The organism is Paenibacillus sp. plas6 (assembly GCF_057221655.1).
On record NZ_CM170151.1, the window covers coordinates 2267908 to 2281287 of the forward strand.

Genomic DNA, 13380 nt, shown 5'->3' on the forward strand with positions numbered 1-13380 from the left:
ATTTTACTCATAGCGAAAGGTTTTTACTGCAACGACACTACATAATATAGCAATAGATACAAGTATTATTAAAGCTTGTGTAGCAACTTCCTCTACGATTGCAGCTCTTCCGATTAATGCGGCATATTCTACAGGATTAAACTTGCTAATAATAGTTATCCAGCGTGGTGCACGCTCTAATGAATAAAATGCAGTGCTTAAGAAGATCATTGGCATAGAAAATAAAGTAGATGACATATTCATCATTCCTTCATTTCTAGCTCGACTAGCAATAATATAACCGATTGAATTGAAACAAAGAACTCCCACTAGCGTTAAGCTAATTAGCAACAACGCACTAATTATTCCTATTTTCAACGCAAAAAGCAGGTTTCCTATTAATATTAGCATCACCGTAATGATTTCAAAGACTAACAGTCGTGCCAGTACAGAATAGAAAACGAATTTCGTAATAGATAGCGAGGATAGCTTAATTAGCTTAAAAACCCCACGTTTACGTTGCATCATTAACCAAAAACCGGATGTATTAATCGTCCCCATAACGAGACTGACAAGAATACTACCCACTAATAAATTTTCTCGATAGCTTTCAGATTGATGATAAATACCTAAACCAATAAACAGCGCTAATGGCAGCAATATCGACCATGCCATCATATAAGAATCTTTATAAATTGATTTCGCAATCAATGAAAACAATACCTTATTCATCGAACATTTCCCCCTTTATTGAACATTAATTCGTATAATTCATCTAAATCCTCCGTTTGATTAGCAAAAAGTAACTCCTCCAACGTCCCTTGTTGACATACTTGCCCATTCATTACAAATACGATGCGATCTGCTAATTTCTTGACTTCACCCATATCATGAGAGGTAAACACAATCGACATATTAGTCCTTGCAAGCTCTGTAATCATCGATTTAATTTCCTTTCTTGCCATCGGATCAAGTGCAGCGGTTGGTTCATCCAAAATAAGCAACTGTGGTTGATGAATTAGTGCAATCGCAATCGCTAATCTTTTCTGCTGTCCGCCAGATAAATAATACGCATCTTTACGTGCAGCATCCGTTAAATGACAATGTCTTAGTACTTCCTCAATTTCTCTGTCTGTTACCGACTTTCCGTTTACTGCTGCAAACAGCTTCAAATTATCCCGCACGTCCAGCCCTGGAAAAAAAGTTGGAGTTTGAAATTGAACCCCTATCTTCCCTCGCAAATCATCCGTCCAGCATGTAATCGTTCCACTGTCTAACTTCTTTATACCTAGCATAGTATCAATCAGAGTTGACTTCCCTGCTCCATTCGGTCCAATAATTGCAAGCACTTCCCCTTCTTTAATATCCAAACTTAATCGATTAAGAACCTTTTTTCCTCTAAGCGAAATTTCTGCATCTTTCACTTGAATAAATGTCCGCATTACAAAACCTCCTAATTTGATTATCCAACGTTGGATATTGTCCTAAAAATAAAATCACAGCATTGCCATGATTTTTTGTAAATATGCTACATCCAACTTTAGTTTCTCAATCCCGTGTTCAAAGCTGCATCTGATTAAAGGACTTTGTTCAGCTTTATATTGCATGCCAGTTTCCCAGTTTTTAATATTGAGCTCGATTTGCTTAATGTTTTGCAGAATTAGATCCTTTGCTTCTTCCTTAGGTATATCCGTAATCCAAGGTAATGCTAAAGCAAAATCTGACTTAGTGCTTCCAGGTGGCGATAACAATGCCTTTTTTAATTCACTGTGAAATTCTTTTTCACCTTCAGCAGTAATTCGATAAACTTTACGAATCCGCGCCCCTGTTCTTTCCTCACGTGCGGTCTCTATTTTTCCTTCTTTCTCTAAATTGTTTAGAGCATGGTATAGTGAACCTGATAACAGGTTAGTCCATAGCTCCATATGACTCATCTGAATTAAATTTTGAATTTCATAGCCATGCATTTCTTTCATTCGAAGCAAGCTTAAGATAACAAATCTAACCATTTTATATATCCATCCTTAAATATCCAACGTTGTATATTTAAAATACATTAGCAGTTAATTATTGTCAATCCTCTCCAAATTATTTTTTTGAAGTGATGTCTCGATAGATAAAAGATAAATAAAAAAGTCATCACTTTACGATACGGTAAAATGATGACTTGTTGTTATTGAGATAAATTATGACTGCTTAGCAAATTCAACAAGGTCTACTGACATTTGATTAATTTCATCGACAGATGCATTCACTTGCTCTGAAAGAGCAGCCTGAGTTTGTGCTAATTCGTTAATGTAATCCATTTGTGAAATAATTGATTCGATTGATTGCTGCATTTTGTTTAGCGTTTTTTCAATATTGCCTGCTGCCTGAGAAACATTGGCTGCCAGCTTTCGCACCTCGCCTGCTACAACGCCAAAACCTCGACCAAATTCGCCTGCATGAGCTGCTTCAATTACAGCATTTAAGCCTAGCAAATTCGTTTGCTCAGCAATTTCTTGAATAAAATTCGATACTACCTTTGTTTCATCCGCAAGTTTTTTAGCATCATTTGCTGATGCAGTAGTCATCTCTTGAGTTCTTGCAAGATTTTGCGCTTGAGTCGTAATTTCCGTAATTCCGCTAACCATCTCAGAAATTGATGTAGAAAGCTCCTCCATACGCGCAGTAGTTTCCGCAACATTTTGATCCTTTAATTTTAAATGGTGAATATCTCGAATCGTACCTGCTGCACGAATCGGTGTGCCATTTTCATCACGACTTGTTAAGCAAGACGCATAATACCAACGATATTCACCTGTTTTACGTTTTAACTGATACTCTATGCCAAAAGGGGTGCGCCCAGTTCTATCATTTAAATGAGCTGTAAATGCAGCGGTAGTCGGTTCTACATCATCCGGATGTAATCGACTTACAAACGCAAAGAAATCATTTGGGAAATCCTCTTCATTTTCAAAGCCTAATGCATCCCTGAACTGTTGAGAAGCCCACCAAGGATTATGCAAATTGTTTGGATCTCCATCCACAAATTCCATATCCCATGGCGCTTCTTCTAATACATCCATAATTAGTTCATAGCGGGATATATAAGCATTCAATTTAGAACGATTTTGCTCTTGCTCATCAATATCAGCAATAACACCAATCATGCGATATGGCGTACCATCCTCGCGACGTTTTGCATTACCAAAGGTACGAACCCAAATGTAATGTCCAGCTTTAAGTCGGATTTGATGTACTAAAGAAAATGGTGTATTGTCTGTAAAATCATTTAGATGATCCTCCATCATCTTAACGATTACTGGCACAGTATCCGGATGAGTAATTTCTACCAAATCGTTTAATCCGCCTGCTAATTCATCGGCTCCGTAACCAAGTAATTGTTTCAACTCTGGCATAATTACAACATGATTTTTAGGGCTATCAAATGGTAACTCTTCTATTGTCAGCTCCCAATAACCCAAGTTGTAGATTTGATTAATTGAATTGATTCTTTGCTCTTGTCTTGATGCAATTTCTTCACGTAGCCCACTTACTTTGTTGAAATTCTCAATGATTTGCTGTATCTGTTCATCCTTTGCGATATAGCTAATCTTCTGACTGAATTCACCGCGTTGTGCAGAGTTCAATTTAAATTGACTCTCTTCTAGCAACCGCATTAAATCAACTGTGTTGTCCTTTTTTCTTAGCAAATTATTCATCATCCCAACTTACATAAATTTAACAACTGTATATGTTTACTATATCTTAGAAATTGAAATGAGAATAGGACATTTATTATTTTGTTCATATTATTTTCACAATTTAACATAACAGTAATACTAAAAGAATATAAATTAATATTATTTTTTTGCATTATATTGTTAATTTTCATATTATTTCATTTTTAAATATTATTCTATCCTTTAACAGCTCCAGCAGTCATACCCTCTATAAAATATCTTTGGAATGCAACAAACAAGATAAAAATTGGAACAATTGAGAAGAACGAACCGACAATTAATAGATCATAATTGTTACCATAAGGCGTTAATAATGTCTTTAAGCCAATAGACAACGTATACTTATCTTGATCCGCCAGCACCATAAATGGCCATAAAAGATTATTCCAGCTGTTCATTCCGTTTAAGATCGCCATTGCTGCAAAGGATGGTTTCATAATTGGCATAATTAATCTGAAATAAATCATATACTCGTTCGCACCATCAACTCTGCCCGACTGAATAATTTCACTAGGAATACCTCTTAAATATTGGCGAAAGAAGAAAATCGTCGCGGCATTGGCGATACCAGGAACGATAATTGCCGAGTAGCTGTTAATCATATTTAAATCATTAATTAATGTATAAAGAGGAAGCAGCAAAATTTCGAAAGGCACCATCATAATAAGCAGCACGCAAATAAACAAGAAGTTTTTCCCTTTAAATTCGTATGCAGCAAACCCATAAGCAACAAAGGCACTAACAAACAGCGTAAGTACCACTTGCGTAATCGTTAAAATCAAACTATTTTTGAACCAAATAAAATAATCATGTTCTCCTGTAAACAGAAATATAAAATTGTCCAAACTCATAATGCTTGGATCAATGCTTAAATTAAGACCGTAGCGAATTAAAGCTTCCCCTGGTTTAAAAGAGGAGAGTGCGATAGCATAGAATGGAATCATAATGATTACGCAAAGAATCGTAAAGAAAATAAACATGGCAATTCTCGCCAATAATTCTCTTCTTTTCTGACTGCCAATCATTTATCTCTCCTCCTTTTTAAACATTCCTGTAATCTTCAGTTGAATTAAATTGATTGTCATTGCCACAACTAATAGAACAATACCAACTGCAGCGGCATAGCCCAGTTTGTTTTGCTCAATTCCTTGACGATATAAGTAGCCGACAATTGTGAGCCCAATATTTTTCGGCGAGTTATTCCCATTAAATAGCATTAAGCTTTCTGTAAACATCGCTAGTCCAGCATAAATACTAATAGTTAACACATAAATCGTTGTTGGCTTTAATAAAGGTACAGAAATGTGCAGAAACTTTTGCCATGCTGATGCTCCATCAATCGAAGCTGCCTCATAATATTCGTTATCAATGCTTTTTAAGCCCGATAAATAGTACAGCATATTTACCCCTGTCCACTTCCAGCAAGCAAGAATTAATAGGGCAGCCATACTCCATTCCTGATCTTTAAGAAACTTAATTGGTCCGATACCAAAAAGACCTAAAAATTGGTTCATTAAAGAGCCATCTACTTCACTAAACATTAAGCGAAAAACTGTACCTGCAACTGCTACTGAGGTTAATGCCGGAAGGAAAAATGAAGATTTAAAAAACTCCCTTCCCACCATCAGCTTACTATTAATGATACAAGCGAATAACATTGGAAAAGGAATTAATAGAACTAACGTGCCAAGCATGTAAATAACACTATTTTTAATTGCCTTTAAAAACACTTTATCTGTTAATAATTTCGTAAAATTCGCGTCACCAACCCACTTTGGCTCTTGTCCTAGCATTCTTTCCTGAAAACTCATAAAGAAAGAACTGAGCAATGGGTAAGTCCAAAATACTAAAAAGATAATGACAAATGGTAATACAAAAACATAAGGTGCAACTTTTTGGGAGTATACAAATTTCTTTATCATAATCCCAGCCTCCCTTTTATGATGACTAAACCTACCGACTACTAATTTAGCCGGCAGGTTTAATAATTTTTATAGTAGGAACTATTTTAATTCCTGCTCAATTAATTCTTGTGCTTCATCCAACGCTTCTTTTACATCCATACCGTCTTCAAAAATTGCATTTAACGTAATCGTACATAAAATGTTGTTAATCGTTGGGGAAGCTTTAACAGATTTAATAGCTCTAATTTCGTTTTTAATTTCATTTAGTGTGTCAAAAGCATTTGTCTTAAAGTATTGAACGTACTCATTATCTGGATTATGAGTTACGCTCTTATCTTGCCAAACCTCCATATTAATTGGGTCAAAGCCTAATGTATTCCAAATTTCTGTTGTTGCTTCTTTTGACAACTTAGCAAATGCTACAAATTCTTTTGCAAGCTGTACATCTTTACTTGTTGTAGTAACAACTGTTCCCGTTCCACCCAAACCAACTGAACGAGGATTTCCTTCTTCAAATACAGGCAATGGAGCAATAGCATATTTACCTTGAAGATCCTTCATCTCATTTACGAATCTTGACATATACCACTCTGGCATCAAAGCACTAGCATAGTTGCCCATATTATATTCGCCTTTTGCTTCCTCTGTATCTGGCTGACCGCCTGGGATCGTGTTAATAACATTGTTTTTCTGTAAATCTACAAGCATTTCAAGCGCTTTTACCATTTCAGGAGAATTTACTTTAGGGTTTCCATTTTCATCTGTTAAATCAGCATTTTGTTGCGCCAGCAGTAAAGAAACTTGCCAAGTAGCTGATGTATCTGCTGTACCTAAATACTTTCCTGTTTTTTCATACACCTTAATGCCAGCTTCTTTATAATCGTTCCAAGTTTTAATTGTTCTGTAATCAACGCCCGCCTCTTCAAGAATTTCTGTGTTATAGAAAGCAAGCGTAGCTCCTACGTGATAATCAAAACCGTAAATTTGATCACCTTTGCTATAAATCTCAACACGTGATGGAACGACAGAATCCTTATATGGAGCAAATACATCATTTAGCGACTCAAGCGGTACATTGTCTCCCTCTAAAAAATTTGGGAATCTGCCTAGCTCAATATCCGCAATATCTGGAGCTCCTTCCCCAGTTTGTACAGCCATTAACAACTTATTATGCATATCATCATAAGGCATAACTGTAACATTTAACTTTATCTGTTTATCTGGGTTTTGTTCATTCCATAACCCAAGCATTTTATCTAAATGCTTACCGTGCAAATCTACAAATGTCCAAAAGGATAACTCTGTGGCATTTTCACCAGCATTCGCTCCTAAAACCTTTGATTCACTATTTGATGAACTCGTGGAAGACTTACTAGAACAAGCGGATAAAGCCATTGATGTAATAAGCATCATAACAACAAATAATAAAAGGCTACGTTTTTTCATCTTAAATCGTTCCTTTCTTTTATAAGTTTGTGGAATAACAAGTGAAAGCAGTAAGAGTTAATGTTGACTTTCAAATTGTCCTCTGCTGCATACACCTCCATTCACCCCATAACCTACTCTGCTATTGACATGACCCTAACCTTTCTTTGATTCAATTTTAGTATTGTAAGCGGTTTCTATAAGTATTATAATATATGTAAAATATAATTTATATAACCAATTGATTATAAAAATGTATTTTTGTTAGGAGTTGTAATTAAGATGAAGAAGCTTGCTTTATATAAGCAAATCCAACAGCATATTCTACAAAAAATCGAATCGGGCCAATTGCGACCAAACGATCGGATTGCCTCTGAGCAAGAGTTAATGGAAGAATTTAAGGTAAGTAAAATAACGGTAAAAAATGCTCTAGCTGCGCTTGCTGACGAAGGCATTATCATTCGAATTCAAGGAAAGGGGTCTTTTGTCGCAGCTGATCTGAACATAAACTCAGTGCCTCAACCTTCAACTATTAATCATCCACCTATAATTGGTTTTATTATTCCAATTCTTAAGACCAATGTTATTCAAAAGCTTGTAAATTATGTTGAATATTATTTAAAAGAGGCAGGCTATCATATGATTCTTCGTATTACTCGAGAATCTTCAGCCGAAGAATCCCAAATCATTAGTGCATTGCTTGAGGCAGGTGTGCGTGGCTTAATTGTTTTTCCAACCGAGGATGAAAAGTATAACGAATCATTGCTTCGCTTATCTATTGATAAATTCCCGTTTGTTTTTATTGATCGATACTTGCGTAATATTGAATCATATACGATTACTGCTGATAATTATGGCGGAGCCTACAACGCTGTAACTCATCTTTTGACACACGGCCATCGCCAAATCGCTCTTATTTCTCCTGAAAACGCCAATACTGCTATTGAGGATCGCACTGCTGGCTTTGAAAAAGCTTGTATCGATAAAGGCATTTCCATAGATAAAAACTTATGGTGCCACGTTCCATTAGAAATTTTACGAAGTGGCAATGCCTTTAACTACATCATTGACTTTCTTAAGGAATATCCAAACGTAACAGCGGCCTTTACATTAACAGAAGAAATTGCAAAGCTAACTGCTCAAGCGTTAAAAAGTTTAAATCGCCAAGAAGATATAGAGCTGTTTACATTTGACGATCCTGGTTTTTCAGGAATTCCATATGTTTTGCAGGATGAACAAGAGATGGCACGCATTGCTGTTGAACTTTTATGCGAGCAGATCGGACAAACCTATTCTCCTCGTCAAGTATTCGTTCCTGTTAGACTTATATTTCCTGAGGAATATTTGTAGTGTTGCGCTAACAAGCGGAAAAATAAAAACCGCTTCACTAGTCTAATTAACAAACTAATGAAACGGTTTTTCTAGGCTTAGTTAGCTATTAAATTAGATCGGTTTTATCGACATTTCGAATGGAAAGAAAAGCAATAATAATTCCAATTACCGCTAATGTCAACGGAATTGCGATAAACGAATACAGTGAAATGTTTTTACTACCAGAGGTAAAATTAGAGCTAACAGCTGCAACAATAATAGTGGAGCTGATAATTGTTGCTGATACTGATTTTTTCCACATACCGAAGGCAAGAGAAATTAAACTTAATCCTGCCGCAGCTACACTATTCAGTAAAATATTCAAAGCATACGTTATAACCGTATTCATTTCTAACGTATCAGGAATATATCCGACTCTATTATTAATAAGCACCATAGCACCTGCAATCGCTACATTGCTAATTACAATTGTCAAAAACGTCCAAACAAAAACAATGCTCAGCTTAGCAGCAATCAATTTTTTACGGTTAATTGGATAAGAAAACATTAACGACATTGTTTTATTTTTATACTCATTAATCACAAACTTTGCAATTAGCACTGAAGCATAAATAATAAATGTGGAGCGTACAAAGGTATCGATTGCAGCAAGTGCATCCTCAAAACTGCGAAATGCCGGCTCATTCGCACCATCGAAATAAATGAGCGAAATTAGTCCTAAAATACATAGATTTGCAATAAGTATCCCTAGCCAGCTACCGTTAAATTTATTTTTTCTTAGTTCTAATTTGACAAGTTTAAGCACTAAGCTCACCTCCGTTTAATAGCCCAATAAAGTAATCTTCAAGTGAATGCTGCTTTTGCGTAATCGACTCTACTGGTACATCAGCCATCGCTAAAGTTTTGATTAGCTGGCTTTGCGGTACAGTCAAATCATACACACGAATCTGCTTCTCATCGACCACTTTCATATTTCTAATACTCAATGAATTAGCTAACACATATGCAGCCTTTTTAACTTCACTGCTCGTAATTTCAATATAATGATGATTTGACTCACGAACACTGTCCATCGAGACTTCCTTAACCATCTTGCCTTGATTAATAACCCCTACGGTATCAGCAATATGCTCGATCTCTCCAAGAATATGGCTAGAGATCAGAATCGTAATGCCATATTGCTTACTAAGCATCGTGAATAAACTGCGCATTTCACGAATTCCAACCGGATCAAGACCATTAATTGGTTCATCAAGCAGCAGCAACTCTGGCTTCGTAACGATAGCTCTTGCAATACCTAATCGTTGCTTCATCCCTAAAGAAAAGTGCTTTACTGGCTTATTATCAACATTAGTCAGGTTAACCATTAAAATGTACCCAATAAGATGGACACTTGAAAAAGGTTATCTTATTGGGTCTTTTTTTGATTATAATGAACAAAACAACAATCGGAGCCGATGAATATGAGCAAACAATTATTTACAAGAAAACAACAGGAACAATTAAGACAAAATCCTTATGTAAAAAGAGTTAGCGAAAAAGCAATTACGTATACGGACGCATTTAAGCAGTTATTTATTCACGAGTATGAGCAAGGGAAACTCCCCTCTCAAATTTTTGAAGAAGCTGGGTTTGATGCAGAAGTGTTAGGGATGACACGTATCTGGAAGGCCTCTAGTCGTTGGCGTGCAGCTTATAAGGATAACGGAGTAGCAGGATTAGAGGATACACGTAAATATAGTTCTGGTCGTCCATTAGAGCGTGAGTTAAGCATCGAAGAGAAATATGCACGTTTAGAGGCGAAGATGAAATTAGTACAAGCAGAGAATGAACTATTAAAAAAGCTCGATCAACTAGAAAGGCAGATGATGAAAAAGAAATCCTATTAAGTACCAGTCAAAAATTTCAACTCATTCATCAGATTATTGAGAAATATCAATTAAAACGACTTGCTAGCTATCTTTGTAAACTCACAGGCGTATCACGTTCAGGTTATTATGGTTATTTCAAAGAAGAGGCAGTACGCAATCGGAGAAAACGTGAGGAAGCCGATATGAAATTGAAAGCGATCATTCTAAAAGCCTATCGTTTCCGCAATCGAAACAAAGGGGCACGTCAAATTAAAATGACGTTAGAAAATCAATATCAGATTATATTTAACTTAAAACGAATTCGTCGTATTATGAAAAAATTTTCAATCATATGTCCGATTCGAAAGGCTAATCCATATCGAAGAATGGCGAAAGCAACAAAGGAACATCGAACATGTCCAAACCTGCTACAACGTCATTTTAAGCAAGGGGTAGCAGGAAAAGTATTATTAACGGACATTACCTATTTAACGTACAAATACGGAAAACGTGCCTATTTGTCTACCATAAAAGATGCTGTAACAAATGAAATTTTAGCCTATGAAGTATCCGATAAAATCACTTTAGATATTGCAATCAACACGCTCCAAAAACTGAAGTTAAAACATCGTCATTTAACCAAAGATGCTTTTATTCATTCCGATCAAGGTATGCACTATACGCATCCTAAATTTCAAAAGTTGGTAAAGAAAATGAAGTTAGGTCAATCGATGTCACGTAGAGGGAATTGTTGGGATAATGCCCCACAAGAATCCTTCTTTGGACATCTCAAAGATGAAACAAGGATTAGTCATTGTGAAACGTTAGACGAGGTTAAACAAGAAATTAAGGACTATATGATCTATTACAATTACTATCGTGGTCAGTGGAATTTAAAAAAGCTGCCGCCTGCAAAATACAGACAGCAGCTAGAACAAGTCGTCTAACCTTTTAATAATTGTCCTTTACAGAGGGTACATTTTACATTTCCATTGCATCAGCAATCGCCTTTTTATTGTAGTAACCCATATATTCACAGTGAAGCTCCATATTTTCCTGTGCAGTAAGCTTTTCATAAAAGATTGGATATTCAATAATGCTGCCTATTCGCTTTAGCGGTTCGATTGAGTCGTGAAACAGCGGTTTTCCGAACAGCATAATCTCACCTACAGTTGGTTTAAGTATGCAGTTTATCATTTTCATTACAGTTGTTTTACCTGCACCATTTGGGCCGAGAAATCCATAAATTTCCCCTTTGTTAATTGTCATATTCACGCCAGATACTAGTTCTTTTCCATTTATAGTTTTACCCAAATGGTAAGTTTTCAAGATCGTGGTCATCTCATTTTCCCCTCTCACGTTTTTGATACTTTAATTATAGGGTTGGGGATTTTCTTTTTTCTTACTCAATTCTTACTTAATTCTTAAGTTTAAGAACCACCAAAATTCATCCTTTTTAATCGTACTGAAAAAATAGTTTGCTCATAAGGTTTACTCGTAACCTTAATTGTGCCATGCATCAATTCAATTAACCGCTTTGTAATCGTTAAACCAAGACCGCTACCTTGATATTTACGATTACGTGAATCTTCAAGTGTATATAAGCGTTCAAAGATATAATCCTGATGCGGCTCTTGAATGCCCTTGCCGCGATCGTACACTTCAACATACACAGCATCATCCTCAGAGCGAAGGGTCAATCCTAACATTAACCCATCTCCACCGTATTGAATTGTATTAGAGATTAAATTATTAAGCACGCGATCAAGCGCTTCCTCATTGGCATAAGCATAAATAGGTTCGTCTGGAATACTAATTTGCACATCAAAGCCGCTATCCACCAAAACATCATAATTTCTGCGGCATACTTCATTGAGTTGAACTCTAGATAAAGATATCTCACGATCACCAGACTCTAATTTAGCAAGATCAAAGAAATTGTTTATCATTGCAATGACTTCCTGTACCTTATCCGTTACTTTACCAAGCAACACTGCTCGTTCCTCAGCGGAAATGTCTGAACGATGTAGCAATATCTCTACATATCCAGAAATAACAGTAAGCGGAGTTCGAAGATCATGAGAAATATTGGACAACATACGGCGCATAGAAATCTCTGTACGCGCATACTCGGCACTAGCTCGTTGCTGCTCTTCCTGTAATAAATTAATACCCTCCAGCAGTTTGCGAAGCTCTTGCATCTCAGTCTGGTGCAAAAGTTTCTGTGTAGATCGCTCCGTAACGATTTCATTTAACTTATCAGCGATATAACGAATATCACTGCGCAGCGTTTGTCGAGCTTGATATTGCAGCGCTATGACAATCAATAAAATGATAATAACTACGGATAATATGATAACCATGCTTAAGAGCCCCTGCTTTATAACCAATCCCCCAAAGCGTCTTAATATACTTTGGCTGAGACGGATTGTCTTCGATTTTTTCCCGCAGTCGACGCATATGGACATTAATGACATTATCATCGCCATAGTAATTGTCATTCCATACTGATTGGTAAATTTGCTCCTTGGTGAATACACGATTAGGATTTGCTGCAAACAGCTTTAGAATATGAAACTCCTTAGCTGTTAATTGAATGAACTCTCCATTTTTGGCTACTGTAAAATTCTCTTGATCGATTATGAGATCGAGAAGTCGTAATTGAAGCGAACTAGCTACTGCTTGCTCTATTACAGCCGAATACTGCTTAGAACGACGCAATGCTGCTTTCACTCTTGCGACCAGCTCAATGATTGAGAACGGCTTTGCAATATAGTCATCAGCACCAAAGCCTAGACCTAACGCCTTGTCTAATTCACTATCTTTGGCTGATAGAATTAGCACTGGCACCACACTGCTACGTCGTATGAACTGCAGCAGATCCATGCCGCTACGTTTCGGAAGCATGAGGTCTAGCAAAATTAAATCATAGTCATCACATTTTGCTAACAGTTTTTCCGCTTCTTCTCCATCAAATGCTTGCGTAACGTTATACCCTTCACTAGTAAGATGTCTATGTACCATCTCGCTAATATCGACATCATCCTCTATAAGTAAGATCGCTTCACTCATCTACTATTTTCCACCTTGTTGATAGATTGATTGCTATTTTTTCAATTTATGTAAGATTCATTATACTATATTCATTTCTTATAGAAACTTCAT

Annotated in this window: 12 protein-coding genes and 2 pseudogenes; 2 read left to right on the plus strand and 12 right to left on the minus strand. The window is 36.3% G+C overall.

The window, feature by feature from the left end:
* Positions 1-3 precede the first annotated feature (3 nt).
* The 7 genes from AC2TDL_RS10245 to AC2TDL_RS10275 form a co-directional block, all read right to left on the minus strand.
* A complete protein-coding gene (locus AC2TDL_RS10245) occupies positions 4-711 on the minus strand; it encodes an ABC transporter permease (RefSeq protein ID WP_484696044.1) in 708 nt (235 codons plus the stop codon).
* On the minus strand, positions 708-1421 hold the full coding sequence (locus tag AC2TDL_RS10250) for an ABC transporter ATP-binding protein (RefSeq protein ID WP_484696045.1): 714 nt from the start codon (positions 1419-1421) through the stop codon (positions 708-710). The genes AC2TDL_RS10245 and AC2TDL_RS10250 overlap by 4 nt, the downstream gene beginning before the upstream one ends.
* Before the next feature lie 54 nt (positions 1422-1475).
* Complete coding sequence (locus AC2TDL_RS10255) at positions 1476-1988, minus strand: PadR family transcriptional regulator (RefSeq protein ID WP_484696046.1); 513 nt, start codon at positions 1986-1988, stop codon at positions 1476-1478.
* 177 nt (positions 1989-2165) lie between these two features.
* Positions 2166-3674 carry a methyl-accepting chemotaxis protein gene (locus AC2TDL_RS10260; protein ID WP_484696047.1) on the minus strand — a complete coding sequence of 503 codons (1509 nt, stop codon included), beginning with the start codon at positions 3672-3674 and terminating at the stop codon, positions 2166-2168.
* Positions 3675-3880: 206 nt separating this feature from the next.
* Complete coding sequence (locus AC2TDL_RS10265; RefSeq protein WP_484696048.1) at positions 3881-4729, minus strand: carbohydrate ABC transporter permease; 849 nt, start codon at positions 4727-4729, stop codon at positions 3881-3883.
* On the minus strand, positions 4730-5626 hold the full coding sequence (locus AC2TDL_RS10270; RefSeq protein ID WP_484696049.1) for a carbohydrate ABC transporter permease: 897 nt from the start codon (positions 5624-5626) through the stop codon (positions 4730-4732). It lies immediately after the preceding gene.
* An 81-nt stretch (positions 5627-5707) separates the two neighbouring features.
* On the minus strand, positions 5708-7054 hold the full coding sequence (locus AC2TDL_RS10275; protein ID WP_484696050.1) for an ABC transporter substrate-binding protein: 1347 nt from the start codon (positions 7052-7054) through the stop codon (positions 5708-5710).
* A 261-nt stretch (positions 7055-7315) separates the two neighbouring features.
* Between AC2TDL_RS10275 and AC2TDL_RS10280 the strand changes: the two genes are divergently transcribed.
* Entirely contained in the window at positions 7316-8383 is a 1068-nt protein-coding gene (locus tag AC2TDL_RS10280) for a GntR family transcriptional regulator (RefSeq protein WP_484696051.1), read from the plus strand.
* Positions 8384-8471: 88 nt separating this feature from the next.
* On the opposite strand, the gene AC2TDL_RS10285 is transcribed toward AC2TDL_RS10280, so the two are convergent.
* Both AC2TDL_RS10285 and AC2TDL_RS10290 read right to left on the minus strand, forming a co-directional pair.
* Positions 8472-9170: an ABC transporter permease gene (locus AC2TDL_RS10285; protein WP_484696052.1), complete on the minus strand. Its 699-nt coding sequence runs from the start codon at positions 9168-9170 to the stop codon at positions 8472-8474.
* A pseudogene (locus AC2TDL_RS10290) lies at positions 9163-9732 on the minus strand (ATP-binding cassette domain-containing protein); the annotation flags it as partial. The gene AC2TDL_RS10285 and the pseudogene AC2TDL_RS10290, both read right to left, overlap by 8 nt.
* Before the next feature lie 96 nt (positions 9733-9828).
* Between AC2TDL_RS10290 and AC2TDL_RS10295 the strand changes: the two are divergent.
* Positions 9829-11162, plus strand: a protein-coding gene (locus AC2TDL_RS10295; protein WP_484696053.1) for an IS3 family transposase whose coding sequence is annotated in 2 segments (ribosomal slippage) — positions 9829-10213 and positions 10213-11162 — 1335 coding nt in all. Because the reading frame shifts where the segments join, the coding sequence is not laid out codon by codon here.
* A gap of 37 nt (positions 11163-11199) precedes the next feature.
* Here AC2TDL_RS10295 and AC2TDL_RS10300 read toward each other — a convergent pair.
* From AC2TDL_RS10300 to AC2TDL_RS10310, 3 genes and pseudogenes are all read right to left on the minus strand, one after another.
* Positions 11200-11556, minus strand: a pseudogene (locus AC2TDL_RS10300) (ATP-binding cassette domain-containing protein); the annotation flags it as partial.
* An 89-nt stretch (positions 11557-11645) separates the two neighbouring features.
* Positions 11646-12578 (minus strand): sensor histidine kinase, encoded by a 933-nt coding sequence (locus AC2TDL_RS10305; RefSeq protein ID WP_484696054.1) that lies wholly within the window; start codon positions 12576-12578, stop codon positions 11646-11648.
* Complete coding sequence (locus tag AC2TDL_RS10310) at positions 12493-13287, minus strand: response regulator transcription factor (protein ID WP_484696055.1); 795 nt, start codon at positions 13285-13287, stop codon at positions 12493-12495. Before AC2TDL_RS10310 ends, AC2TDL_RS10305 begins: the two co-directional genes overlap by 86 nt.
* Positions 13288-13380 lie beyond the last annotated feature (93 nt).

Excerpts from the sequence above, each read along its gene's own strand:
- AC2TDL_RS10245 (WP_484696044.1), bottom strand. The coding sequence starts at position 711 with ATGAATAAGGTATTGTTTTCATTGATTGCGAAATCAATTTATAAAGAT.
- AC2TDL_RS10250 (WP_484696045.1), bottom strand. The coding sequence starts at position 1,421 with ATGCGGACATTTATTCAAGTGAAAGATGCAGAAATTTCGCTTAGAGGA.
- AC2TDL_RS10255 (WP_484696046.1), bottom strand. The coding sequence starts at position 1,988 with ATGGTTAGATTTGTTATCTTAAGCTTGCTTCGAATGAAAGAAATGCAT.
- AC2TDL_RS10265 (WP_484696048.1), bottom strand. The coding sequence starts at position 4,729 with ATGATTGGCAGTCAGAAAAGAAGAGAATTATTGGCGAGAATTGCCATG.
- AC2TDL_RS10270 (WP_484696049.1), bottom strand. The coding sequence starts at position 5,626 with ATGATAAAGAAATTTGTATACTCCCAAAAAGTTGCACCTTATGTTTTT.
- AC2TDL_RS10275 (WP_484696050.1), bottom strand. The coding sequence starts at position 7,054 with ATGAAAAAACGTAGCCTTTTATTATTTGTTGTTATGATGCTTATTACA.
- AC2TDL_RS10280 (WP_484696051.1), top strand. The coding sequence starts at position 7,316 with ATGAAGAAGCTTGCTTTATATAAGCAAATCCAACAGCATATTCTACAA.
- AC2TDL_RS10305 (WP_484696054.1), bottom strand. The coding sequence starts at position 12,578 with ATGGTTATCATATTATCCGTAGTTATTATCATTTTATTGATTGTCATA.
- AC2TDL_RS10310 (WP_484696055.1), bottom strand. The coding sequence starts at position 13,287 with ATGAGTGAAGCGATCTTACTTATAGAGGATGATGTCGATATTAGCGAG.